This window comes from Solwaraspora sp. WMMD792, from assembly GCF_029626105.1.
Lineage (GTDB): Bacteria > Actinomycetota > Actinomycetes > Mycobacteriales > Micromonosporaceae > Micromonospora_E.
In genome coordinates, this window is record NZ_JARUBH010000009.1 from 5,999,863 (window position 1) to 6,022,961 (window position 23,099).

The 23,099-nt window shown below is 72.0% G+C and carries 23 protein-coding genes and 1 pseudogene; 17 read left to right on the top strand and 7 right to left on the bottom strand.

All coding sequences use genetic code 11. The annotated features are described in order from the left end of the window. Positions 1–14 precede the first annotated feature (14 nt). Together O7629_RS27890 and tnpA are read right to left on the bottom strand one after the other, a co-directional pair. On the bottom strand, positions 15–908 hold the full coding sequence (locus O7629_RS27890) for a fructosamine kinase family protein (protein WP_278172954.1): 894 nt from the start codon (positions 906–908) through the stop codon (positions 15–17). Between the two features lie 103 nt (positions 909–1,011). Further along, positions 1,012–1,428: an IS200/IS605 family transposase gene (gene tnpA / locus O7629_RS27895; RefSeq protein ID WP_278172955.1), complete on the bottom strand. Its 417-nt coding sequence runs from the start codon at positions 1,426–1,428 to the stop codon at positions 1,012–1,014. A gap of 19 nt (positions 1,429–1,447) precedes the next feature. Here tnpA and O7629_RS27900 point away from each other — a divergent pair. Beyond that, positions 1,448–2,737, top strand: a pseudogene (locus O7629_RS27900) (transposase). A 121-nt stretch (positions 2,738–2,858) separates the two neighbouring features. Then, a complete protein-coding gene (locus O7629_RS27905; RefSeq protein ID WP_278172956.1) occupies positions 2,859–4,037 on the top strand; it encodes a DUF4192 domain-containing protein in 1,179 nt (392 codons plus the stop codon). Between the two features lie 157 nt (positions 4,038–4,194). Here the strand turns inward: O7629_RS27905 and O7629_RS27910 are convergent, their stop codons facing one another. Next, positions 4,195–4,713, bottom strand: coding sequence for a hypothetical protein (locus O7629_RS27910; RefSeq protein WP_278172958.1), 519 nt, complete (start codon positions 4,711–4,713; stop codon positions 4,195–4,197). Positions 4,714–5,439: 726 nt separating this feature from the next. Continuing rightward, entirely contained in the window at positions 5,440–6,288 is an 849-nt protein-coding gene (gene fdhD, locus O7629_RS27915; RefSeq protein ID WP_278172960.1) for a formate dehydrogenase accessory sulfurtransferase FdhD, read from the bottom strand. 94 nt (positions 6,289–6,382) lie between these two features. On the opposite strand from fdhD, the gene O7629_RS27920 reads away from it, so the two are divergent. Beyond that, on the top strand, positions 6,383–6,649 hold the full coding sequence (locus O7629_RS27920; protein WP_278172962.1) for a YlcI/YnfO family protein: 267 nt from the start codon (positions 6,383–6,385) through the stop codon (positions 6,647–6,649). Further along, positions 6,646–7,038, top strand: a complete 393-nt coding sequence (locus tag O7629_RS27925) for a PIN domain-containing protein (protein ID WP_347403699.1) — start codon at positions 6,646–6,648, stop codon at positions 7,036–7,038. Before O7629_RS27920 ends, O7629_RS27925 begins: the two co-directional genes overlap by 4 nt. Before the next feature lie 70 nt (positions 7,039–7,108). On the opposite strand, the gene O7629_RS27930 is transcribed toward O7629_RS27925, so the two are convergent. Beyond that, a complete protein-coding gene (locus O7629_RS27930; RefSeq protein ID WP_278172965.1) occupies positions 7,109–7,933 on the bottom strand; it encodes an A24 family peptidase in 825 nt (274 codons plus the stop codon). A 619-nt stretch (positions 7,934–8,552) separates the two neighbouring features. On the opposite strand from O7629_RS27930, the gene O7629_RS27935 reads away from it, so the two are divergent. The 12 genes from O7629_RS27935 (at position 8,553) to O7629_RS27990 (ending at position 18,223) form a co-directional block, all read left to right on the top strand. Next, positions 8,553–9,080, top strand: a complete 528-nt coding sequence (locus tag O7629_RS27935; RefSeq protein ID WP_278174707.1) for a hypothetical protein — start codon at positions 8,553–8,555, stop codon at positions 9,078–9,080. Continuing rightward, positions 9,074–10,009: a hypothetical protein gene (locus O7629_RS27940; RefSeq protein ID WP_278172967.1), complete on the top strand. Its 936-nt coding sequence runs from the start codon at positions 9,074–9,076 to the stop codon at positions 10,007–10,009. The genes O7629_RS27935 and O7629_RS27940 overlap by 7 nt, the downstream gene beginning before the upstream one ends. Then, entirely contained in the window at positions 10,006–10,659 is a 654-nt protein-coding gene (locus tag O7629_RS27945; protein WP_278172969.1) for an SAF domain-containing protein, read from the top strand. Before O7629_RS27940 ends, O7629_RS27945 begins: the two co-directional genes overlap by 4 nt. Positions 10,660–10,662: 3 nt before the next feature. Continuing rightward, complete coding sequence (locus O7629_RS27950; protein ID WP_278172971.1) at positions 10,663–11,463, top strand: ParA family protein; 801 nt, start codon at positions 10,663–10,665, stop codon at positions 11,461–11,463. A 535-nt stretch (positions 11,464–11,998) separates the two neighbouring features. Beyond that, the gene (locus O7629_RS27955; RefSeq protein WP_347403739.1) at positions 11,999–13,447 is read left to right on the top strand and encodes a CpaF/VirB11 family protein; all 1,449 of its coding nucleotides are present in this window, start codon (positions 11,999–12,001) and stop codon (positions 13,445–13,447) included. Continuing rightward, positions 13,444–14,352, top strand: a complete 909-nt coding sequence (locus O7629_RS27960) for a type II secretion system F family protein (protein WP_278172973.1) — start codon at positions 13,444–13,446, stop codon at positions 14,350–14,352. Before O7629_RS27955 ends, O7629_RS27960 begins: the two co-directional genes overlap by 4 nt. Then, positions 14,352–15,218 (top strand): type II secretion system F family protein, encoded by an 867-nt coding sequence (locus tag O7629_RS27965; protein ID WP_278174708.1) that lies wholly within the window; start codon positions 14,352–14,354, stop codon positions 15,216–15,218. The genes O7629_RS27960 and O7629_RS27965 overlap by 1 nt, the downstream gene beginning before the upstream one ends. Positions 15,219–15,275: 57 nt before the next feature. Further along, complete coding sequence (locus O7629_RS27970; RefSeq protein WP_278172974.1) at positions 15,276–15,518, top strand: hypothetical protein; 243 nt, start codon at positions 15,276–15,278, stop codon at positions 15,516–15,518. Positions 15,519–15,526: 8 nt separating this feature from the next. Beyond that, a complete protein-coding gene (locus tag O7629_RS27975; protein ID WP_278172975.1) occupies positions 15,527–16,036 on the top strand; it encodes a TadE/TadG family type IV pilus assembly protein in 510 nt (169 codons plus the stop codon). A 2-nt stretch (positions 16,037–16,038) separates the two neighbouring features. Beyond that, the gene (locus O7629_RS27980) at positions 16,039–16,524 is read left to right on the top strand and encodes a TadE/TadG family type IV pilus assembly protein (RefSeq protein WP_278172976.1); all 486 of its coding nucleotides are present in this window, start codon (positions 16,039–16,041) and stop codon (positions 16,522–16,524) included. Further along, positions 16,521–16,991, top strand: a complete 471-nt coding sequence (locus tag O7629_RS27985) for a pilus assembly protein TadG-related protein (protein WP_278172977.1) — start codon at positions 16,521–16,523, stop codon at positions 16,989–16,991. The genes O7629_RS27980 and O7629_RS27985 overlap by 4 nt, the downstream gene beginning before the upstream one ends. A 32-nt stretch (positions 16,992–17,023) precedes the next feature. Further along, positions 17,024–18,223, top strand: a complete 1,200-nt coding sequence (locus O7629_RS27990) for a LysM domain-containing protein (protein WP_278172978.1) — start codon at positions 17,024–17,026, stop codon at positions 18,221–18,223. Positions 18,224–18,265: 42 nt separating this feature from the next. Here O7629_RS27990 and O7629_RS27995 read toward each other — a convergent pair whose 3' ends face one another. Together O7629_RS27995 and O7629_RS28000 are read right to left on the bottom strand one after the other, a co-directional pair. Beyond that, positions 18,266–19,882 (bottom strand): AMP-binding protein, encoded by a 1,617-nt coding sequence (locus O7629_RS27995; protein ID WP_278172980.1) that lies wholly within the window; start codon positions 19,880–19,882, stop codon positions 18,266–18,268. Next, entirely contained in the window at positions 19,869–21,428 is a 1,560-nt protein-coding gene (locus tag O7629_RS28000) for an NAD(P)-binding domain-containing protein (RefSeq protein WP_278172981.1), read from the bottom strand. Before O7629_RS28000 ends, O7629_RS27995 begins: the two co-directional genes overlap by 14 nt. A 107-nt stretch (positions 21,429–21,535) precedes the next feature. Here O7629_RS28000 and O7629_RS28005 point away from each other — a divergent pair, with 107 nt between their 5' ends. Next, entirely contained in the window at positions 21,536–23,095 is a 1,560-nt protein-coding gene (locus tag O7629_RS28005; protein WP_278172983.1) for an aromatic amino acid ammonia-lyase, read from the top strand. The last annotated feature ends 4 nt before the right edge of the window (positions 23,096–23,099 follow it).

Sequence of the window (23,099 nt, forward strand, 5' to 3'; positions counted from 1 at the left end):
AGCGCGGCGGCGCGTCAGAAGCGCAGCGCGGCGCGGGCCGCGTCTGCGACGGCCGAGCGGTACGCCGCCCCGAACAGGGCGGTGTGCACCAGCAGCAGATGCAGTTGGTGCACCGGCACCCGGCCCGCCCACCCGTCGGTCAGCGGCCACTGCTCCTGGTAGGCGTCGAGGATCCGGTCCAGGTACGGAGCGCCGCCGAACAGCGCCAACTGCGCCAGGTCGGTCTCCCGGTGCCCGCCGTGCGCCGCCGGGTCGACCAGCCGGCAGCGCCCGTCCGCGCTCCAGAGCAGGTTGCCGGGCCACAGGTCGCCGTGGATCCGAGCGGGCGGCTCGTCGCCGCCGTACCCGTCGATGTTGTCGACCACCTGCTCGACCAGGCCGGTCTCGGCGGCGGTGAGCGCGCCGTTGTCGACCGACATCCGCAGGTACGGCAGCAGCCTGCGCTGTCCGAACCAGGCCGACCAGGGCTGGTCGGTCACCAGTTCGTTGTCCTGCGGCAGCGCGCCGACGAACCCCGGCCAGTCCGCCCCGAACCCGGCCGCGCCGGCCCGATGGGTGATTGCCAGCTCCCGGCCGAACCGCTCGGCAGCGGCCACCTCCGCCTCGCCCGGCTCGACCCACTCCAGGGCCAGCAGCTGCGGCAGCGCCACCAGCACCGCCGGCACCGGTGCCCCACCGGCGGTGGCCAGCCAACGCAACCCGGCCGCCTCGGCGGCGAACAGGCCGTCCGGCAGCGGCCTGGCGGACCGCTCCGGCCAGGACTTGGCGAACACCGAGTTGCCGTCGTCGAGGGTGAGCCGGCTCGCCGCGCAGATCGACCCGCCGGAGACCGGCGTCTCCCGGATCCGCTGATGGGTGAGGAAGGTCGGCAGGTGCTCCGGGTGAGCCCGCAGGTACGCCAGATCCATGGCGGCACGGTAACCCGCGCTACCGGAATGCGGGCCAGTGCTCCGGCGTTCAGGCCGGGGGTGAAGGTCCGCGCTGGGAGGGCCGCCAGGCCCGAGCAGTGCCTTAACCGGGACGGTTCTGCTGCTCGATGTACTGCTTGATGACGCTCAACGGTGCGCCGCCGACAGACCCGGCGAAGTACGAGCCGGACCAGAGTTTGTTGGCCCGGTAGTAGTGGCGCACCAGGTCGGGGAACTCCTGCCGGAGGCGGCGCGAGGAGACCCCTTTGAGGCTGTTGACCAGCCTGGCCACGGCGACCTTGGGCGGGAAGTTGACCAGCAGGTGGACGTGGTTGTGGCCGCCGTTGAACTCGACCAGTTCGGCCTCGAAGTCGGCGCACACGTCTCGCATGATCGCCTCCATCCGGGTCAGGTGCCGGTCGGCGAACACGTTGTGCCGGAACTTCGTCACGAAAACCAAGTGGACATGCATCGCGAAAATGCAGTGCCTGCCGGTGCGGATGCCTCGAAGTTCGACCATAAACCAACATGATACAGTGATGGCCGTGCAGCTCCGTTACAACTACCGGATCACCCCGGACGCCGCCCAGCGCACCGCGCTGGCGCAGGCGTTCGGGTGTGCCCGCGTGGTTTTCAACGACGGACTCAGGCTGCGTCAACAGGCCCGCGAGGCGGGCGAGAAGTACATCTCCGACGGCGACCTGTCGAAGTTGGTCATCACAGCGGCCAAGGCCAGCGAGGACCGGGCCTGGCTGGGTGAGGTGTCGGCCGTGGTGTTGCAGCAGGCCCTCGCCGATCTGAACACCGCGTACCGCAACTTCTTCAACTCGCTGTCCGGCAAACGCCGGGGCCGCACGGTGGCCCCGCCCCGGTACCGGTCCCGTAAGGACAACCGGCAGGCGATCCGGTTCACGAAGAACTCCCGGTTCAAGGTCTGTGACAACGGCCGCCTGCGGCTGCCGAAGATCGGCGACGTTCCGGTGCGCTGGTCGCGCGGCCTGCCGTCGGATCCCACCTCGGTCACCGTGATCAAGGACACAGCAGGCCGGTACTTCGCCTCGTTCGTCGTGTAGATCGGCGAGGACGAAACGCTGCCGCCGGTCGACTCCGAGATCGGCATCGATCTGGGCCTGACCCACTTCGCGGTCATGTCCGACGGCACGAAGGTGACCGCACCGAAGTTCCTGCGCCGCGCGGCCCGCAAGCTCAAGCGGTTGCAGCAGGCACTCTCACGCAAGCAGAGGGGCAGCAACCGCCGTAGGAAAGCCGTGATCGAGGTGGCCCGCGCTCACGCGCGGGTAGCCGACACCCGGCGGGACTGGCAGCACAAGCTGTCCACGGCGATCATCCGCGAGAACCAAGCGGTGTACGTCGAGGACCTGTGCGTTGTCGGTCTCGGCCGGACTCTGCTGGCGAAGTCCGTGCACGATGCGGGCTGGGCCGCCTTCACCGGCATGCTGGAGTACAAGGCGCAGCGGTACGGGCGCGCGTTCGCCCGGGTGGACCGGTGGCTCCCGTCCACCCGGATGTGCTGCGACTGCGGCCGGATCAACGAGAAGATCGCGTTGAACGTCCGGGAGTGGGACTGCCCGTGCGGCAGTCACCACGACCGGGACATCAACGCCGCCATCAACATCAAGGCCGCCGGACAGGCGGACTTCAACGACCGTCGAGCGCACGTAAGACCGGGACTTGTCCCGGCGGCGCGCAGTGAAGCGGTAACCCACCCGGACGCTGCGTGTTCCACGCGCAGCGTGGAGGGAATCTCCGTCCTTCTTCAGGGCGGAGAGGATGTCAACCGTCACCCCACCCAGTGGCGCAACCGGTAGTGAGCAGAAACGCCGCCACCAGGGAAACTACTCTGCGTGCTTGTGGATAACCCGGCGTGTCGTCCACAGGTCGGGTTGGAACGGCCACCGCCGGTCACCGTCCGGCGCGACAGTTTCCGGCATGACACCTACCGAACCGGTACCCACCCCCGATTCCGTTCCCGACCCGGCTGCTGACCCTGCTGCTGATCCGGCTGCCGGGACGGCCCAGGGTGCCGCGCTCACCGTCCGCGAGCCGGCCGACCTGATCGCCGCCGTGCCCTACCTGATCGGCTTCCACCCCGCCGACAGCGTGGTGGTGGTCGGGATGCGCGACCACACGGTCGTCATCGCCGCCCGTGCCGACCTGCCCGACGCCACGGTCCCGGCCGACGTCCGCGCGGCGGCAACCGCCCAGCTGACCTCCATCGTCGATCGCCAGCAGGTCAGCGCCGCCGTGGTGCTCGGCTACGGTCCGGCCGACACCGTCGACCCGGTCCTGCGGGACACCACCGACGCCCTGCGCCGACAGGGCACCGTGCTGCTCGACGCGCTGCGGGTGGCCGACGGTCGCTACTGGTCCTCCTTCTGCGACGATCCGACCTGCTGCCCGCCGGAGGGCCACCGTTTTGACGCTGAGATCAACCCGGTTGCGGTCGCGGCCACCGTCGCCGGGCAGGTCGCCCTGCCCGACCGGGCCGCGCTACGCCGCCAGGTGGAACCGGTCACCGGTCCGGCCCGGGCAGCGATGCGGTCCGCCACCGAACGTGCCCGGGCCCGCCGGTCCGCGCTGGTCGACCACGCCCCGCCGGCCGACCTGCTCGGTGCCCGCACCCTGCGCCGGGCCGGGGAGAAGACGGTACGGATGCTGCTGGAACGGCAGGGCCGGGGCATCGCCCCGACCGACGACGACATCGCCTGGCTCAGTCTGCTGCTGACCGACCTGGAGGTGCGCGACTACGCCTGGGAGCGGGTCACCGACGAGCTGTGGCAGGTCACCTTCTGGCAGGACATCGCCCGCCGGGCCGAGCCGGAGCTCGCCGCCGGGCCGGCCAGCCTGCTGGCCTTCGCCGCCTGGCGGGCCGGCAACGGAGCCCTGGCCCGGGTCGCCCTCGACCGGGCGCTCGACGTCGAACCCGGCTACTCGATGGCGAAACTGATGGACGACGTCCTGGTCCGCGGCATCCCACCGGCGGCGCTGGGTCCGTGGCCCAAGCCGGACCGCAGTGGGCGTAAGGGCCGGGCGGACACCCGGCCGCGCCGTCGACCCGACGGTGAGCGGCTCGACCGGGCCCGCCCTGCCGGCCGACGCCGCCCGTGAACCCGCCCCGCGCGGGCATGACGCGGACAGACCCCGGGCTCGCCCCGGGGTCTTCCGGGGTTGCACCGGTGTCAGGACGTAGGCTGCCCCGATCCGGCACATCTGGTCCGGCTTCCCGGGCCCTGGTGCAGCGGTGCGGGCTGGCCGGGGGCGGTGGTCACCTGCTGACCGCAGACCGAGCACCTACCTCCTGGCGCCATGAACGGACTCCTTCCGGAATCTGGTAGTCCGGGTACGGGTCCTCGTTCGGCTCACCTGCGATGCCGCCCGGTCCGGTGGTGGCGGTCGCCCGGAGGAAGACGGCGCCGCCGTCCCGGCAGGTGATCTTCACACCGGACGGGGAGCTGTGCACCCCGGTGAAGGCGCACGGCTCCCACGAGGTGAACTCCTCGGGTCGGGCGAAATCCAGCAGTTGTACGGCGAACGCGAGCGTGCGACGCGCCCGCTCGCGAGGTGCGGGCATCTCGGCCGGCAACGACGCCGGTGCCGGTGCGGGCTTGCCGACGGCCGCCCACAGCATCCCGGTCGATCCCGTCGAGTAGTAGACCCGTACCCCGGCTGGCGAATTGCCGCCGGGCTCGGTGTCCTGCCCGTACCGACGGACGTCGGTGATGTCCGGGTGCTTGCTGGTCTGGAACAGTGCTTCGAGCACGTCCAAGACTTCGGCGACCTGCATGTCCCCGTCTCCGATCTGAGGCTGTCTGCGCTGTTCAGGGCCGAGCATAGACACGGCAGGGATCTTGCGGGGGTACGCGGCGCACTTCACGAGGTCGCGCCCTTGTCGCGCGGTCGCCGTACGCCCAGCCGGCCTTGCTCAGGCTGTCCACAGCACCTCGCCCACACTGAACCCCGGTAACTCGGAGCGGCGGGTCATTTTCGGCCCGGTTGCCTGCTGAGGCACTCGGCGGCTGGCCAAGTCGGACCCGCCCGCTGGCCCCACCCGGGTCGGCTGGTCCCGCGCCAACTCCCGGCCGGTGATGGCGCACACCAGACAACCACGGCCGGGGACGCGGTAGACCATCCCGGGCACCCCCGTGCTGCGCCGGCCCGACTCCGGTCATGGCGGTCAGGCACGCGGTCGTTGACGAACTCGGGAACGTGCCGGCCAGCTTGGCCAGCTCGGCGCTCCGGCCAGCCTGCCGCCAGCGCCGCGTCATATGACAACCCGTCAACGGCCAGCATGATCACCCATGTCGCGCCCGGGACAGTTTCTCCGCGAAAGACGTCGGGGACGTCGGGTACGTCCGCCAGTGAGGTGTACGGAGCCGACGACACAGATCCTCTGCTCCTGGCTCCGCGGATCGCTGACGCCACGAGTTGAAGGTGAGATACCTGTCAGCCGACCGGAAAGGTATCTCACCTTCAACTGATCATGGTGATCATGGCGTCGGACACGTCGGGGTCAGTCGGTGAGGCGGTCGGTGCCCGCGTAGACGTTCATCGTCGATCCGCGTAGGAACCCGACCAGGGTCATCCCCGCCTCTTCGGCGAGGGCGACCGCCAGACTGCTCGGCGCGGAGATCGCCGCGAGCACCGGGATGCCGGCCATCCACGCCTTCTGGGTGAGCTCGAAGCTGGCCCGCCCGGAGACCAGCAGCAGATGACCGCGCAGCGGCAGCAGGTCCTCTCGGGCCGCCCAGCCGATCAGCTTGTCGACGGCGTTGTGCCGGCCGACGTCCTCGCGTACCGCCCGGAGCTGCCCGTCGGCAGTGAACAGGCCGGCGGCGTGCAGCCCACCGGTGCGGTCGAAGCCCTGCTGGGCGGCGCGCAGCTGGTCCGGCAGGCCGACCAGGGTCTGCGGGCTGAACGTGGCCCGGTCGGCAGCCACGTCGAACCGGGACCGGGTGCGGACGGCGTCGATGCTCGCCTTGCCGCACACCCCGCAGGAGCTGGTGGTGTAGAAGTTGCGGGTCGGGTCGGTCTGCGGCGGCGGGACGTGCCCGGCGAGCGTCACGTCGACCACGTTGTACGTGTTCGGTGTGTCAGTGCCGGCACACAGCTGCGCGGTCACCACGTCCTCGGCGGCCCCGATCAGACCCTCGGTCAGCAGGAAACCGATCGCGAGGTCGATGTCGTTTCCCGGCGTACGCATGGTGACGGCCAGCGGGGGACGTCGCGCCGCACCGGCCGGGCCGACCCGGATCTCCAGCGGCTCCTCCCCGGAAATGGTGTCCATCCGACGGACCCGCCGGGTCGACCCACTGCCGACGTCGATCCGCAGTACGGTGCGTCGCTCGTTCGCCCTGCCCATGCACCCCATCCTGCCCCGGTTCGCAGGTGGCGAACGGGCCGGGAGGGCGGCAGCACTCGCCTCAGGCGCCGCCATATCGCTGTATGGTGTATGTGTGGCGGCGAAGAAGGTGACTGTGACCCTCCCCGAGGAACTGGTCGAAGCGCTCGGCGAGGCTGCTCGCGAGGATGGCGTCCCCTTGTCGCGGCTGGTGGCGAGCGCTGCGGAAAGTGAGCTCCGGCGGCGGGTCGGGCGGCGGCTGGTCGCCGACTGGCAGGCCGAGCACGGTGCGTTCACCGTAGAAGAGATTGCTGCGGCACGTGCGGAGATGGCTGCCGCCGACGCCCAGGCGCTCAGCGCGCCCGGACGGACCGCCGCGTGACCATCCCCTACGTCTACGACACAGGGGTGCTGCTGGCGACCGACAGCAATGACCGACGGATCTGGGCGATACACCATCTGGCCGTCGAGGAAGGGCGACGTCTGCTCGTCCCTTCCGTCGTGGTCGGCCAGGCCTGGCGAGATACCCGCCGGCAGGTCCAGCTCGGACGGTTCCTGAGCAGCTGCGAAATCGTTCCAGTCGGTCTGGAACTGGCCAAATCGGCCGGGGTGTTGTGCGGGAAGGCCGGTACGCGTGACGTGGTCGACGCCAGCGTGGTCACCATCGCGCTCGCCTACGGCGCGATCGTCTTCACCAGCGACCCGGAGGACATCGCGCACCTGTCGGCTGCCTCGGACGTCAAGCCAGGGCTGGTCATCCGCCGCCTCTGAAACCCGTCGGCACGACACGGAGCCCGGGTGCTTCCGAGGCATCTGTGACGCATCTGGGGGCGACGGACGCTCAGGCCGCCGGCAGTCGACTGGCCAGCAGCACCCCGACGACGGCTCCGAGCACCAGGAACGGCCCGAACGGCAACTGCTGGGTCCACCGGATCCGCCGGGCGGCCAGCAGGACCACCGCCACACCGCCCGAGCCGACGAAGGCGACCAGCAGCCCGAGCAGCACCATCGGCCAACCGAACCAGCCGAGCACCGCGCCGACGCTGAGCGCCAGCTTGGCGTCGCCCAGCCCGAACCCCCTGGCGCCGAACGCCAGGGTGGTGGCGGCGAACAGCGCCGCGACGCCCGTACCGGCGATGACCGCCCGCAGCCAGGCCGCTGACGGCTCACCCAGCAGCACCGCCGCACCGAACAGCGCCCAGGTCCCGGCGGCGGCCGGGTAGGTGAGCCGGTCCGGCAGCCGGTGCACCGCGAGATCGACGAAGACCAGCGGGACCATCCAGGCCGCCCACCAGATCAGCGCCAGAACCACCGGCCAGGGAAGGCCGGCGGAGACCAACGCCGCCAGCGCCGCGACGGCGACCGCCTCGACGGCGAACGGCGGCGGGCCGACCCGGGCACCGCAGCCGCCGCATCTGGCCAGCGGGGACACCGACGCCAGCGGGGAAAACGACCCCGCCGGGCCGGCCGCGCCGAACGGCGTGCCGCACCGTGGACAGCCGGTCCGCCACGGTTCGCCGGGTGCCACCGAGTGGACGGCGACGGCTCGGCGCAGCACGGGCAGCACCAGCAGTACGCCGAGCAGCCTGCCGGCCTGACTGGGCTGTCGCCGGGCGGGGGCCGGTGCCGGCTCGGTCCCGATCGGGCGCTCGTTACCGGTGATCATCCCTGCGCCCTCTCCCGGCGTCCGCGACGCCGATCACGGTCCGTGTTTTCATGATCGCTTACTTTCGGTGTCGACCGGCCTGGCGGAGTCCGGTCGACCGGTTTCGGCTCGCACCGTGGTCGGCTCACCGGCTGGCAGTGGTCGCGCCGACCGTCGACTTCCAAATGGGACAGAATCCGGCGCAGGCTGGCAATTCGCGATGGCGACTGTCGGTTTTCGATCACCGCCGCCCACTTGACAGACGTACTCGGATGCGTCTTAGGGCGGTGATCGGAATGACCGGGCATCGCACCGCCCTCCATCGGGACCGGACTCGAAGATCGTAACCCTGAGTATTGTTCTGAATTGCCCCTGTTGCTGTCGCGGGCGTCAGCCTATGCTCCCCCCTTGAGCGATGCACTACCGCCGGGAAACATCCGACCGACCGGCGGAAATGCGTCGGTCGACACCTGGCCGGACCAGCCGGAGGCAGCACTGGATCATTCCAGCGGACAGTACGGCAACACCCCAACACATCGATGTTGGCAATAGTGCTTGTCGCCCTGCGCCACCCTGGCCGGCCCGGCGGGCACCGAGGAGGACGGACGTGAGGCCAAGTCAGCGCCCCTGGCCAGCGGTAATGCTGGCCGCGTCGGTGCTCGCGGCTGCCGCACTCGCCGGCTGCGCCAGCGAGCAGTCCGCCACCCTGCCACCACTGCGCGTACCGGCGGCGACCGACGACCCGGCCGCCGCCGAGGCCGCCGAAGCCGCGCTCGCCGCGTACAACGGCTACCTCGCCGCCGCCGAGAAGGCCGAACACGCGGCCGACCCCCATCACCCCGAGTTGAAGAAGTATCTCGGCGACCCACTCCTGACCCGGGTCAGGCTGAGCATTCGAGACGCGAAGGAGCACGGCGCCGTGCGTATCGGCTCACTAACCTCCGAACCCACGATAACCGACATCAATCTGGATTCGGTGCCGATGGCGGTGGAGATCCAGGACTGCCTGGACGCCACGAATTACCGGATGGTCTACGCCAACGACACCGACACGGTCGTTCCCGGCACCGAGGTGGGTCGTTACCTGGCCACCGCCACCGCGACCCGCTACGACGACGGTCGCTGGCTGATCAGCCGGGGTGTCGCACACCGGGACCAGCCATGCTGACCGGCGTCGCTGCCGCCAGCCGCCGTATGTTCGTCGGGCTGGCCGCAGTCGCTCTGCTGGCCGCTGCCGGGCTGGCCGCCGCCGGGCCGGCTGCCGCACAGTCGTCCGGTGGCGGCTGCGGCGGCGTCACCCAGGCCGAATGCGAAGGTTGGGTCGAGCAGCCCGGCGGCCCCGGCCACGACGGCGGCGGCGGCAACAACGGCGGCGGCAACAACGGCGGTGACGGCGGTGCCGGCCCATGCTACCGCGACGGCGTCGAGTTGCCCTGCTACGACGACATCGTCGGCTGGTTCAACCGCGAGGACGAGTGCTACTACATGCGGGCCGAACCGCAGCCGCCGGGCGGCGAGCCGGGGCAGGTCGCGTACAACGTCAGTTGCGTCGCCGGGCAGGTCTCAGAAATCGTCAGGTGGCTGGACGACCCGCCGTCGGGCTACGAGGCGCCACCGGACCCGTACGAGCTGCGTCGCCGTGCGTACGCCCGGATCCAATTCGAGAAGCCGGTCATCCACACCGCGCCCGACCCGGACAAGCCCGGCCTGGTCGGTCTGCCGGTCTGGGTGTGGTCCGAAGAGTCCAACGCCGTCTGGGGACCGCTTGATGAGGACGAGGCGGACCGCGACGTCAGCGTCCGGGTGCTGGCCGAGGTCGACGAGATCACCTTCAACATGGGCAACGGCGACAGTTTCAGCTGCGAACGGGACGAGGTCTTCGACGCATACGACCCGGCGGTCGACAACCCCTGGAACCCCGGCTGCGGCTACGACAACGGCTACTCGACGCCGGGCAGCTACCGGATCACCGCCACGGTCAGTTGGGACGTCACCTGGTTCATCAATGATGTGGAACAGGACATCTTCGCCAGCCCGCAGATCAGCAGCGACCCCATCGAGATCGAGATCGACGAACTGCAGGTGGTACGGCGATGACCGTGGCGACGACACGTACCGGCCAGGGCGGCGTCGACGCCCCGGTCACCCCGCCGAAGATCGTCCGGCAGCGACGGGTCCGGCCCGGCCTGCTCGGGCTGGCCGTGCTGCTGATCGCCCTCGGCGGGCTCGGGTCCGCCTTCGCGGTCACCTCGGTCCGGGCCACCGGCTCCTACCTGGCCGTCGCCCGGGACGTGTCGGTCGGTACGGTCCTGTCCGCCGACGACCTGGTGACCGTGCAGGTGGCCGGCGGGCAGGCGATCAAGCCGGTGCCGGCCAGCCAGCTCGACCAGGTCGTCGGGCTGCGGGCCGCGGTCGCCCTGGTGCCCGGCAGCCTGCTCACCCCGGCGCAGTTGACCAACGAGCCGATGATCGGGCCGGACCAGCAGCAGATCGCCCTCGGACTGCGGGCCGACCAGGTGCCGGCCCGGCGGCTGAACCCCGGCGACAAGCTGATCCTCGTCGGCACCCCGACGCGTAACGCCAGTGAGAACGCGGTCACCCGGTTCGACGCGACCGTGATCGACGTGGCCGCCGACGACCGCAGCGGGGTCATCGCCTACCTGGCGCTCGCCTCGCGGGACGTGCCGGCGGTGGTGGTGCTCGCCGCCGAGGACCGGATCGCGGTCGTGCTGGCCCCGGCGGCCTGACGGATGGCCATCGTCGCGCTCGTCTCCGCCAAGGGTTCCCCCGGCGTCACCACCAGCGCGCTCGCCTGCACGCTCTCCTGGCATCACCGGGTGGTGCTCGCCGAGTGCGATCCGGCCGGCGGGACGTTGATGGCCGGCTACCTCGGCGGTGCCCTGGAGGGCCCGCGGGGCATCGGGGAACTGGCGGTCAGCGAGTTGCGCGACGGCAACCTGGAGGAGGCCTTCTGGAGCCAGCTGGTCGACCTGGACGCCCCCCGCCGGGAGCGGCTGCTGCTGCCCGGCGTGGTCGACCCGACGCAGATCGGCAGCGTCACCCCGCTGTGGCAACGGTTCGCCGACTTCTTCGTCGGTCTCGAACATGGCCGTCCACCGTACGACGTGATCGTCGACTGTGGTCGATTCTACGTCGCGAATCCACCGTGGCCGATCCTGCGGGCGGCGACGATCGTCCTGGTGGTGGCCGCCGCGCACCTGCCCGACCTGTCCAGCGCCCGGGCGGCGGTGACCGCCATCGAGCGGGACTTCGCCGAGCACCGGGTGCCGCCCGGCTCGCTGCGGCTGCTGCTGGTCGGTGACGGGCACAGCCGCGCCGAGATCAGCAAGGCGCTGCAGCTGCCGGTGATCTCCCGGTTGCCGGCCGACCCCCGTACCGCCGAGGTGCTCAGCCACGGCGGCACGGTCAAGCTCAACCGGCCGCTGCTGCGGGCGGCCGGTGCGTTGGAGGTCCCGGTCCGATCGCTGATCGAGCGGCGCCAGGCCCGGTTGCGGTGGCCCGCGCCGGAAGGGGTGCCGAATGCGATTTGAGCCAGTGCTGAGCGATCCCCGCGACGAGTCCGACAACACCGCCGGCCGGCCGCAGCGGCCGGCCCGGGACCGGCCGGACCCGCTCACCTCGATCACCCCGCCGCTCGGTCCGAACGGCATCCCGGGCGAGGCCGCCCCCGGTGACGCCGTACCGCCCGCCGCGACCCGGCACAGCGGCGTGCCGCTGCGTCCCGCACAGCACGGCCACAGCGCACGGCACAGTTGGCCGCTGGTCGTCCCGGTCAGCGCGGCACCGGCGGGCAACGCGCCGCCCAGCCCGCCGCCGAACCCACCACCGCCCGGGTCACGGCAGCCCGGTCCACCGATGTCGGCTCCGCCGGTGTCGGCCCCGCCGGTGTCCGGTCCGGCGTGGGCCGCGCCACCCACCGCCCGGCCCACGGGCGCACCCCGGCCCGGCATCCAGCCCGGTGCCGCCCCGGCCACCCTGCCCCCGGTGACCCCGCCGCCGACCGCCCCGCCTTCCGTAACCCAGCCGCGCCCCGCCCCGCCACCCGTCACCGCGCCGCCGACCGCGCTGGCGCCAGCCACCACGCCGCCGATCACCCCCGACACCACCGGCACCGGTGCGCTGGCCCGGCCGCGTACCGACTTCGCGCTGGTCCGCGAGCTGCGCCGGGAGCTCAGCACCCGGCTCACCCGCTGGCAGCGGGGTCGCGAGTTCACCATCGACGAGGAGGACGTCGAGCGGGCCCGGATCGCCGTCGCGGTCGTCGCCGAGTACGCCGACCAGGTCCGCCGGGCCGGCACCCCGCTGACCGCGTACGAGGAACGGGTGCTGCTCGACCAGGTCACCGCCGAACTCGTCGGGCTCGGCCGGCTGCAGACCCTGCTGGTCGACGACACCATCGAAGAGGTCCACATCCTCGGCTGCGACCAGGTGCGGATCACCCGGCGCAACGGGCAGGTGGACTGGCACGCCCCGATCGCCGACAGCGACGACGAACTGGTGGAGATCCTGCAGGCGGCCGCCCGCCGGGCCGGGGCCACCGAACGGTCGCTGTCCACCTCGAAGCCGACGCTGGACCTGCAACTGCCCGACGGCAGCCGGCTGGCCGCCGTCTACCTGGTCAGCCACCGCCCGTACGCGGTGATCCGCAAGCACAACACCCTGGACATCAGCCTCGACGACGTGGCCGGCGGCCGGCCCGACCTGGACGAGATGATCGACGTACTGGTCCGCGACTTCCTGCGGGCGTCGATGCGGGCCGGGCTGAACATCATGGTCGCCGGGCTGGCCGGGGCCGGAAAAACCACCATCATCCGGGCGTTGATGGACGAGATCCCGCCCGACGAGCCGTACGTGCTGCTGGAGGAGAGCCGCGAACTGCTGCCGGCCCGGCGTACCGAACGGCACCGGGCGGTGATGAGCTTCGAGGCACGGGAGGGCCACGGCGAACGCGGTTTCGACGGCCGACCGGCCGGTGAGGTGAGCATCGCCGACCTGATCCCGGTCTCGCTGCGGATGGGCGTACTGCGGATCATCGTCGGTGAGGTCCGGTCCCGGGAGATCGTGCCGATGCTGCAGGCGATGACCACCAGCCGCGGCTCGATGTGCACCATTCACGCCCGTACCCCGTCCGGGGTCGGCGAGCGGATCGTCGAGCTGGCCCTGTCGCACGGCCGGGAGATGACCGTCGACCAGGCCCGCCGGATGGCCGGCAACGCCCTCGACCTGATCGTCTACGTCACCGTCGAGGACGAGACCGGCATCGGCGGGCGCAAGCACCGGTTCGTCTCGCACGTCGAGGAGGTGATCGGGGTCGGTGAGGGCGGTCGGATCGCCACCACCACCGTCTTCGGCCCCGGCCCGGACGGCCGGGCGGTCCCCCGGCACCTGCCGGAACGGATCCGGGAGCAGCTGCTGCGGGTCGGCTACGACGCCCGGATGTTGTCCCGCTACATCGAGGCGGGTGTCGGCGCCTGGCGTCGGCCACGGCACACCGTCCTGCGGGGGCACCGGTGAACCTGCCCGCCAACATCGAGGTCATCGCGGTCGTAGCTGGCGCCGCCTGCGTCGGCGGACTGGTCCTCGCCGTCGTCGCGCTGATCGGCACCAGCCGGCCACCCGGGCCACCGTCGCGGGCCGGGCTGCTGGTGCGCCGGCTCTGGCTGGGCTCCGGCACCAGCCGCAGCGAGCAGCGCCAACATCAGGCGCTGCTGGTCGGCGCCGGGCTGGTCGGCGCGTTCGCCTTCCTGGTCACCGGCCTGCCGGTGGCCGGCATCCTGGTCGCGGTCGCCGTGCCGGGGGCGCCGTGGCTGTTCAACGTCGGCAAGGCGGAGCGGCGGGCGATCGCCCGGATCGAAGCCGTCGGCGAGTGGACCCGCCGACTCAAGGATGTCTCCGGCACCGGCCAGGGTCTGCAGCAGGCGATCATCGGCACGGTCAGCACCGCCCCTGAGCAGATCAACCCGGAGGTACGGGATTTGGCGTCCCGGCTACAGGCCGGCTGGCTGGGCCGGACCGCGCTGCTGGCGTTCGCTGACGAGATCGGCGACCCGGTCTGCGACCAGGTGGTGGCGGCGTTGATCCTGCACCTCACCGACCGGGGCGAGCGGCTCGGTGACGTCCTGGGGTCGATCGCGAACGCGGCCGCCGCCGAGGTCGCCACTCGCCGCGAGGTGGAGGCCAAACGCACCCAGCCCCGGTTCGCGGTGCGGTTCCTGACCGTGATGACCCTGCTGGTCCTCGGGTACGGGCTGGTCAACCCGGACTACATGGCGCCGTACGGCACGCCGACCGGCCAACTGGTGATGGTCTCGCTGGGCGGCCTGTTCGTCGCGCTGCTCGTCTGGGTGCGGCAGATGAGCATCCCGCCCCGACCGGCCCGGTTCCTCGCCGCCCCGGACCCGGACGAGGTGCTGTCATGATCCTCAACTGGCAGTTGACCGTCGCGGTGGTCAGTGGAGCGCTGGTCGGCCTCGGGGTCTTCCTGCTGCTGCGGGAGACCAGCCCGGCCACGCCGGCGCTCGGGCCGGCGCTGCGCCGGCTGCACCACACCCAGGGCCGGCCGGGTGTGGTCGCCGTAGACAGCGATCTGGCCTGGCTGACCGGCGTGGTCCGGTGGCTGCGGCCACCGCACAAGGAACTCGCCCTGCTCGGCCGGACCCCGGAGCAGTACGCCCTGTCGCTGCTGTTGTCGGCGTTGATCGGGCTGGTCGCGCCGCCGGTGCTGGGCATGGCGCTTGGCGTGGTCGGCATCGACCTGCCGGTCGCCGTACCAGTGGCCGCCGGCCTGGTGCTGGCGGCGGCGGCCGCGCTGATCGCCCACCAGGACGTGGTCAGCAAGGCCCGGCAGGCCCGGCGGGAGTTCAGCCGGGCGGTCTGCACCTATCTGGACCTCGTCGCATTGCAGCTGTCCGCGGCGCACGGGCCGGTACAGGCGTTGGAGCGGGCGGCGAAGGTGTGTGACGGGTGGGTCTTCGAACGGATCCGGGAGGCGCTGCGGCTGGCCCAGCTGCAGATGCATTCGCCCTGGGACGAGTTGCGGGACCTGTCTGACCAGATCGGCGTGCCGGAACTCGGTGACGTCGGATCGATCATGCAGTCGTCGGGCACCGAAGGTGCCCAGGTGCACGAGACGTTGCGTAGCCGCGCCGACTCGTTGCGCGACCAGATCAGGACCGACAACCTGGCTCGGGCGGAGGCGGTCACCGGCCGGCTCGACATCCCGGGAGCGTTCCTGGTTTTCGTCCTGATCGGCTTCGTCCTATATCCCTTCCTGGCCCGGATCTGACCGCCCGGATATGACCGCCCGGCGGCCGCCGGGCAGACCCCCGAAAGGACACTCACCATGCAGATATTCACCCGCCTCTACCTCGCGGTGGCCGACCGGATCGGCGAGCTGCGCGGCGCCGCCGAACGGGACCGGGGCGACAGCCCGGTCCCCACCGCGGTGATCATCGTCGGGCTGGCGCTCGTCGCGATCGCCGTCCTCGCCTGGGCGTCGAACCTGGCGTTCGACTTCATGAACGCCAACCCGGACCCGTCGAGCGACCTGCCGGACTCGGGCAACTTCCCGGGCGGCGGCGATTGATCGGCGACATGTGCCGTCACTTCGCCGGCCGGGCGGGCCGGACCATCCCCACCCCGGTGGCCCGGCCCGCCCCCACCCCGGTGGCCCGGCCCGCTCCCACCCCGGTGGCCCGGCCTGCCCGGGACCGGGGCGCGGCGCCGGTCGAGTTGGCGATCCTGCTGCCGGCGATCCTGCTGCTGCTGTTCGCCTCGATCCAGGTCGCCGCGCTGTTCCTGGCCCGTACCGTGGCGTTGAGCGCCGCCCAGCAGGCGGTCACCGCCGAACGCGGCTACGACGCGTTGGGCAGCGGCAACGCCGACACCGGGGTGGGTGCGCAACGCGCCGCCGCGTTCCTCGCCGACGCCGGCGACTGGCTCGACCCGGACCCGCTGCCGGAGCCGTCGGTCGGCCCGGACGGGCGGTACGTGTCGTACACCGTCAGCGGCAAGGCGCTGTCCCTGATACCGGGTGTGACTTTCACCGTCAGCGAGACCGCCAACGGCGAGATCGAGCGGTTCGAGCAGGTCGCGGGAGGCTGATCGTGCGGCGACGCCATGCGGGCTGCGGCCGGGGCCGTGACCAGGGCCGCGACCGGGGCTCCGTCTCGGTGGAGGTGGCCATCCTCACCCCGGCGTTCCTGCTGCTCGTCGTCGTCGCCTGGGTGACCGGGCGGACCGTGCTGGCCCGCAACGCCCTGGACGCGGCGGCGCATGACGCCGCCCGCGCCGCGTCCATCTCCCGGTCGGTGACCGAGGCGCAGACCAACGCCGAGTACGCCGCGCAGCAGCGCCTCGACTGGGAGGGCATCGCCTGCGCCGGGGAGCCGGCCGCCGACTTCGCCCCGAACGGGGTGGACACCCTGACCAAGGCGTTCGCCACCGCGCCCGGCAGCACCACCGCGCTGATCCACGTCCGGGTCAGCTGCACGGTCCAGTTCGGCGACCTGGGGCTGCCCTGGGTGGCGCAGGACCGGCTGCTCAGCGCCGACTTCCGTTCCCCGCTGGACCGCTACCGGGGGCGGGGATGAGCCGCGAGCGGCCGGGCGTCAACCGCCAGCAGCTTGGTGGAACCCGCGACGTGTCCGGTCACCGCGACGCGGGGCGGGTCAGTGTCTTCCTCGCCGTGGCCTTCCTGGCCGTGGCCACCGTCCTGGGGATCACCGTGGACGCCGCCGGCAAGTACCGCACCAAGCAACGGGCGGACAACCTGGCCGCTGAGGCGGCCCGCACCGGCGGGCAGCAGATCGACATCGGTCTGGCGGTCAGCGGGGAGGGCCAGTTCATCGACGTCCCGGCGGCCACCGTCGCGGTCGACCACTACTTCGACGACATGCCCGGGGTGACCGGGTACACGGTCGAGGTCGCCCCGGATCAGCAGCAGCTGACGGTGACCGTCGACATGACCTACGAGACCACCATGCTCAGCCTCTTCGGTTTCCCGCCGGGGATCCCGGTGACCGGGCAGGCCACCGCCGTGCTCCGGACCGACCCGTGACGGGAAGCCGACCCCTCGAGAGGAGCGGCACCATGCGCGCGACCCGCGTTTCCCCCGTCCGGCGGCTCGGGCAGGTCCTCACCGGCCTGGGTGCGCTGACCGTCCTGTTGATCCTGCTCGCCGGCGCACCGGTCGCGCTGATCGCGTTCGCCGGCAACCCGCTGCCCGACCACCTGCCCAGCGTCGACGAGATCGGCACCGCGCTGACCAGCCGCGACGACGGGCAGCTCTTCATCCGGGTGTTGGCGGTGGTCGGCTGGCTGGGCTGGGCGACGTTTCTGCTGTCGGTGCTGGTGGAGGTGCCGGCCCGACTGCTGCGCCGGCCGGCCCCGAAACTGCCCGGCATGGGCCGTCAGCAGCGGGTCGCCGCCGCGCTGGTCGGAGCGATCTCGCTGATCCTGGTAGCCGGTCCGGCGGCGGCGTACGCCGCACCGGGGCCGGTCGAGGCGACCTCGGCGGCGGTGGTGGGCACCGGGTTCGGCAGCGCCCCTGAGCTTGCCGCGCCCGCCGGCCAGCAGGCGACGCCGAACCAGCTCGTCGGTGCCTCCGGGCGGTCCGCCGCGGCGGCACCGGCCGCCGCAGGCTCGCCGGCCCCGCTGGTCTCGCCGGCGGCGTTGCACACGCTCGCGTCGGCACCCACCGGCCCGGAGAGCGGCGACACAGCACCGACCGATCAGCCGGACGAGGCGGCGGAGCCGGCCGTGTACCGGGTCGCCAAGGGTGACTACCTCGGCCACATCGCCGACCGCTATCTCGGCGGGTTCAGTGACTACCAGGAGCTGGCCGACCTCAACGAGATCAGCGACCCGGACCGGATCCGGGCCGGACAGCTGCTGCGGTTGCCTGCCGAGGCGACGGACACCGGTGTACGGCCGCACGCCACCGGCACGGTCGTCACCCCGGCGGTGACGCCCACCCCGTCGCAGCCCACCCCGTCGCAGCCGACGCCGGAGCAGCCGGCGGCCCCGCAGACCCCGCCGCCCGTCGACGTACCGTCGGACGCCGACCGCCCCGCCTGGCAGGTGGACAACGAGGCGACCGGCAACCTCGGCGGCGGCGTCTCCGCCGGCCGCTCCGGCCCCGAGCAGAACCTGAACCGTCCGCTCGCGGTGACCGCGGTGATCACCGCGGCGAGCATCGTCGGCGCGCAGATCGGCACCATGCTCGGGCTGAAGCGGCGTACCGCCGGAACGTCCGGCGAGACCGGCCGGCACCGCCGCGACCGGGGCTGACCTGAGCCGGCACCGCCGCGACCGCGCCTGCGGCCCGGCTGCTCAGCCGCCGCCCGGCCGGAGCTGCCGCTTGTCCGGCTTGCCGCTCGGCCCGACCGGCACCACGTCGATGAAGGTGACGGTACGGGGCCGGCTGGCCTGGCCGAGCCGGTCGGCCACCAGCTCGCCCAACTCCGCTGGGTCCGGCCGCTCGGCGGTAGCTGGTACGACGAACGCGTGCACGGCCTCCCCGCTGTGCTCGTCGGGCATTCCGACGACGTATGCCTCGGCCACGCCGGGATGACCGGCCAGGACCCGTTCGATCGGGCCGGCGTACTGGATGTTGGCGTCGACGATGATCACGTCACGGATCCGGCCGAGCAGGTACAGGTAGCCGTCGGCGTCGAAGCGGGCGAGATCGCGGGTCCGCACCCAGCCGTCGACGAACACGGCCGCCGTCTCGGCCGGGTCGGCCCAGTAGCCGGCGGCCTGGCCCGGGGTACGGACGAACAGTTCGCCGGTGCCGCCTGCCGGGACCTGGTTGCCGGCGTCGTCGCGGATCTGTGTGTCGACCGGGTCGGGCGGCCGGCCGACGCTGGCCAGCCGGGCCGGCACCGCAGTCATCTCGGCGGGGGTCAGCATGGCGATCAGGCCGGCCTCGGTCTGGCCGTACCCGTGGTAGACGACCGGCCCCAGCACCGACACAGCCTGGGCCAACCGGCCGGGTTCCAACGGGGAACCGGAGACCAGCAGGGCGCGCAACGAACCCAGGTCGACCGGACCGGTCCGCTGGCCGGCAACCAGCTGATGCAGCCGGGGCACGGTGATCACGCTGGCGGTCGCCCGCAGCCGGGCGATCGCGTGAGGCAGGAACGGTTCCGGGCCGCCGGTGGGTTCGGCGATCACGGCAGTGCCGCCGGCGGCCAGGGTCAGCACCGTGTACTCCATCATCACCTGGCTGCTCAGCGATCCGAAGACCAGGAAGCGGTCCAGCCTGGCGGCCAGGTCGCGGACGGCTGCCGGCCACCGGTCGGGACGCGCCGCCCAGCCCGCACCGAGCGCGGCGTACGTCTGGAGGCAGCCCTTCGGGTTGCCGGTGCTGCCGCTGGTGTAGATGATCCGCCCGCCGTCCCCCGGACGGCCGGCGCAGTCCAGCGCGGCCGCTGACGGCGGTCCGGCGAGCAGGTCGCGAACCCCGGTCGAGCCGGCGGATCCGCCCAACGGGCCGACGGCGTGCAGGTCGAGTCCGTCGGCTGCGACCCGTAGCCCGTCGGTCGCCGTGGACCGGTCGACCACCACCGCCCGGTTGGCCGGCACCGTGCCGCCACCGGTGAGGACGTGGCGCAACTGCCCCGGTGTCAGCCCAGGTCGCACCCCGGCGACCCGGGCGCCGACCACCTGAGCGGCGATCATGGCGGCGAACGCCTCCGGCGAGACGCCGAGCGCCATCGCCACCCCGTCACCCGGCCCGATCCCCGCCGCGCGCAGACCGGTGCTGATCCGCCCGACGGCGTCCAGGAGTTCGGCCCCGGTGACGGCGCGCGCACCATGCTCGAACACCGTCCGGTCGGCGGCAGCCGCCAGTAGGTCCAGGATCGGCTGCGGGTACACCGGGGCCGGCCCGGCCGGACCAGGCAGCTCGGCCGGACCGGGCAGCTCGGCCGGCTCAACTGCCGACATCGGTGAGGCACTCCTTCACGAACACGGCCAGCGGCTGTTGATGCACGCTCGCCAGGTCCCACTCGTTCTCCAGATTCTCGGCGAGGTGGTGCACCGCGCGTACCTGGCCGCCGCTGTGGAACCGCACCACCGGGTGCAGGTAGGTGGCGTCGTGGGCGGCGGCGGCGTCGTTTTCCGCGACCCGGGGCACCGACACGTCGAACGGGTCGACCGAGTCGTGGTTCGCCCCGTACTCCAGGGTGACGGCGAAGGCAGGCAGGCTGGCACCGAGCCCACCGTCGGCCAGGTACGCCAGCGGCACCTCCTCGTGGTGGTACGCCGAGCCGTCCGGTCCGACGGTTACCACGTCGGCGAGCACGCCGAACTGCTGCCACAGCGCCGACGACCGGTTGACCCGGGCGACGAGTGCGTCGGTGATTGCCTCCGGGGTGGCGTCGAGTTTGGTGGTCGGCCAGCCGGTGCCGTGGTACCGGGCGCCGAGGATGCGGTACAACGCCCGTACCCCGTACCGGAAGCCGTGGATGAATCCGCTGGTCGACGTCTTGAAGTCGCGTTGCTGGGTGAGCGTGCCGGTGAAGTACAGGTCGGGCACGGTGGTCGACTCGAAGGCGGACGTCTGCTCGGGGAACCGGTCGTTGATGACCAGCCGGGGCCGGCACGTGTCGTCGAAGATGCCGGCGTCGAACCGGAACCCGGTGCAGGCGATCACCCGGTCGTACCGGATCTCCCGGATGGCTTCGACCGTCCGGGCGTAGCGGAACCGGACCAGGTAGCGGCCGTCGGCGTCGCGGGTGATGCGCTCGATCGTGCCGTCGAGCACCGCGTTCTGCGACTTCAGCTGGTAACTGTCGAGGAAGTTGTTGTTGACCGCCCGCAGGTGGCCGACGTAATGCGTCTGCCAGGCGAACCGGACGGAGCGGGGACCGGCGACGTGGATGACGGCCGCCGTTTCCATCAGCGCGTCGGCGGTCTCGAATCCGGAGTTGCCCTTACCGATGATCATGACGCGCTGGCCGGTGAAGTCGGTCGGGTCGACGCTGACGGTGTCGTAACGTTCTGCCGTCTCGATGCCGGGGATCGGCGGGACGTACAGCTGCGACACTCCGGTCGCGACGATCACCCGGCGGGCGTGCCAGGTCCGGCCGTGTTCGTCGAGTACGGCGAACCCGTCGCCGTCGCGACCGATCCGCATCACCCGGGTCTGGTACTCGACCCGTACCCCGGTGGCGCTGGCGAAGTCGGCCAGGTAGCGGACCAGGTCGTCGGCTGCCGGGAAGTACCGCTTGCTGTACCGGGTGAACAGCAGCTCCGGATCGTCGCTGAGCAGCGAGTTCCAGTCCATCCGCAGCCGAAGTTCGGCGTCGTCGTAGCCGGTGTGCACCTTGTTGATGGAGATCAGTTGCCGGTGCCGGGGATAGCGGGTGAAGAACGTGCCGGGGGCGGCCCCGGCCTCGAGGACCGCGTAGTCGTGGCCGTCGCGGTGCATCAGGGCGGCGAGCTGAAGTCCCGCGGGCCCGGCACCGATGATCAGATAGTCGTGTGCCATGGCGCGACGCTAGCGGTGGGTATTCAGAGATTCATCAGACCCGATGGGCTGGGTCCGGGGTGGTCGGGCTGAGAGTGTTCTGAGATTCCGTGGTTACGGTCGGCGAGGTGACCAGCAATACGGTGACCGAGATCGATGCAATCGATCTGATCGGCCCCCTGCACCCGGCCGACCTACGGCGCGTGGCTGCCGCAGTGCACATCGAGGTCACTGCGGCGGTACGCGGCCGGGTGCAGGGTTGCCGTTCGTATCTGCGTGGCGTGCTCGACGGCGACCGGACCGTCTACGGCGCGACTACCGGCTTCGGCGCCCTGGTCGGCTTCGCCGGCCGGGACAACGACGCCGACCAGGCCGACAACACCCTGGCGCACCTCGGTGCCGGTCAGGGCCCGGACATCGACCCGGCGGTGGCCCGGGCCGCGATGCTCGTCCGGGTGTGGTCGTTGGCCCAGGGTGCCTCCGGCGTGTCACCACACGTGGTCGACGCACTGGTCGCCATGCTCGCGACCACGTTCGCTCCGGCGATGCCCCGGTTCGGGTCGGTCGGGGCCAGCGGTGACCTGATCCCGCTGGCGTACGCCACCCAGTCGCTGCGCGGTCAGGGCCACGCCTACCTCGACGGTGAGCGGCTACCGGCGGCCGAGGCGCTCCGGCGGGCCGGGCTGCGGCCGTTGACACTCGACGGACGGGACGCGCTGGCCTTGGTGAACGGCACGTCGGTGACGACGGCCGCGCTCGGGACCGCGCTGCACGACGTCCGGGTGGCGCACCGGTCGGCGCAGCGGCTGGCCGCGCTGCTCGCCGACGTGCTCGGCTGCGACACGCACCAGTTCCTGCACCCGCGACTGATCGCGGCGTACGGCCATCCGGGCGCGGTCGAGGTGGCGGCGCGGATGCGTGGGCTGCTGGCCGGGGCGCGGCCGTCGGGCAGCCGGCCGCTGCAGGAGGCGTACAGCATCCGGTGCGGTCCGCAACTGCTCGGCGCGGCCGAGGGCGCGTTGCGCTACGCGGACACGGTGTTGGCGGCGGACCTGGCCGGGGTCAGCGACAACCCGCTGTTCTTTCCGGACGACGATCTGGTGCTGCACGGCGGGAACTTCTTCGGCCAGCCAGCCGCGTTCGCCGCCGACGTGCTGGCGATGGTCACCGCCCAGGTCGGCAACCTGGTCGAGCGGCAACTGGATCTGCTGGTCGATCCGGCCCGCAACGGTGGTCTGCCGCCGATGCTCGCCGCCGGCCCCGGCCAGCAGCACGGGCTGCAGGGTGCGCAGCTGGCGGCGACCGCGCTGGTCGCGCAGCTGCGCCGGGAAGTCGCGCCGGTCAGTTCGCAGAGTCTGCCCACCAACCTGCACAACCAGGACGTCGTGCCGTTCGGCACCCAGGCCGCGCTGCGCGCGGTGGACCAGGCGCGGCTGCTGCGGCTGATCTGCGGTTCGCTGGCGGTCGGGCTGCGCCAGGCGGTGCACGTGGGGGCGCGTCGGCCGACCGCACCGGGCTGCGCTCAGCTGCTCGACCAGCTGGTCGAGGTGGTGCCGGCGATCGATCCGGACCGCCCGCTCGACCAGGACGTACGCCGGGCAGCCGACCTGCTCGACCACGTCGACGAGGCGGCCGGCGGTGGATCGACAGACGCCGGACCTGACCGGCAGGCAGCGGAACCTCGGTAATTGT

Excerpts from the sequence above, each read along its gene's own strand:
- O7629_RS27995 (WP_278172980.1), bottom strand. The coding sequence starts at position 19,882 with ATGTCGGCAGTTGAGCCGGCCGAGCTGCCCGGTCCGGCCGAGCTGCCT.
- O7629_RS27975 (WP_278172975.1), top strand. The coding sequence starts at position 15,527 with ATGTGCCGTCACTTCGCCGGCCGGGCGGGCCGGACCATCCCCACCCCG.
- O7629_RS27890 (WP_278172954.1), bottom strand. The coding sequence starts at position 908 with ATGGATCTGGCGTACCTGCGGGCTCACCCGGAGCACCTGCCGACCTTC.
- O7629_RS27910 (WP_278172958.1), bottom strand. The coding sequence starts at position 4,713 with ATGCAGGTCGCCGAAGTCTTGGACGTGCTCGAAGCACTGTTCCAGACC.
- O7629_RS27930 (WP_278172965.1), bottom strand. The coding sequence starts at position 7,933 with ATGATCACCGGTAACGAGCGCCCGATCGGGACCGAGCCGGCACCGGCC.
- O7629_RS27985 (WP_278172977.1), top strand. The coding sequence starts at position 16,521 with ATGAGCCGCGAGCGGCCGGGCGTCAACCGCCAGCAGCTTGGTGGAACC.
- O7629_RS27940 (WP_278172967.1), top strand. The coding sequence starts at position 9,074 with ATGCTGACCGGCGTCGCTGCCGCCAGCCGCCGTATGTTCGTCGGGCTG.
- O7629_RS27935 (WP_278174707.1), top strand. The coding sequence starts at position 8,553 with ATGCTGGCCGCGTCGGTGCTCGCGGCTGCCGCACTCGCCGGCTGCGCC.
- tnpA (WP_278172955.1), bottom strand. The coding sequence starts at position 1,428 with ATGGTCGAACTTCGAGGCATCCGCACCGGCAGGCACTGCATTTTCGCG.
- O7629_RS27945 (WP_278172969.1), top strand. The coding sequence starts at position 10,006 with ATGACCGTGGCGACGACACGTACCGGCCAGGGCGGCGTCGACGCCCCG.
- O7629_RS27950 (WP_278172971.1), top strand. The coding sequence starts at position 10,663 with ATGGCCATCGTCGCGCTCGTCTCCGCCAAGGGTTCCCCCGGCGTCACC.
- O7629_RS27905 (WP_278172956.1), top strand. The coding sequence starts at position 2,859 with ATGACACCTACCGAACCGGTACCCACCCCCGATTCCGTTCCCGACCCG.
- fdhD (WP_278172960.1), bottom strand. The coding sequence starts at position 6,288 with ATGGGCAGGGCGAACGAGCGACGCACCGTACTGCGGATCGACGTCGGC.
- O7629_RS28000 (WP_278172981.1), bottom strand. The coding sequence starts at position 21,428 with ATGGCACACGACTATCTGATCATCGGTGCCGGGCCCGCGGGACTTCAG.
- O7629_RS27990 (WP_278172978.1), top strand. The coding sequence starts at position 17,024 with ATGCGCGCGACCCGCGTTTCCCCCGTCCGGCGGCTCGGGCAGGTCCTC.
- O7629_RS27970 (WP_278172974.1), top strand. The coding sequence starts at position 15,276 with ATGCAGATATTCACCCGCCTCTACCTCGCGGTGGCCGACCGGATCGGC.